General features: G+C 44.1%; 1 pseudogene. It reads right to left on the minus strand.

From position 1 onward, the window contains the following. A pseudogene (locus tag B2Y23_RS00350) lies at positions 1-340 on the minus strand (UDP-glucose 4-epimerase); the annotation flags it as partial.

The raw sequence follows: 340 nt of genomic DNA on the forward strand, positions 1-340 counted from the left end.
GTTCAGCATAGGCATAAAACGGCGCATCGACCGTTTTCATTTCTACCTGGGTGACTTTTGCCACTTCACTGAGTAAAGCTCGAATAGATATATTCTGCCCGGCAATATTAAAAGCATCACAGGTATAAGGCTGAGTCCTTAACCATTGTAGAGAAGCAAAAATGGCATCACAGCAATCCAATACATGCAAAAAGCTACGTTCAACGGTACGATCTAGAGTTTGTGCCTGCTGACGCAGCTCAATATATTCACGTTTCCTCGCCGCAACCTGTAAAGCCAGAGGAATAATATTTTTCGGCAATGGCGCAACAAACTCCCCCAACACACCATGTTCAAATGC

Source organism: Acinetobacter sp. UBA5934, from assembly GCF_002430855.1.
Taxonomy (GTDB): domain Bacteria; phylum Pseudomonadota; class Gammaproteobacteria; order Pseudomonadales; family Moraxellaceae; genus Acinetobacter.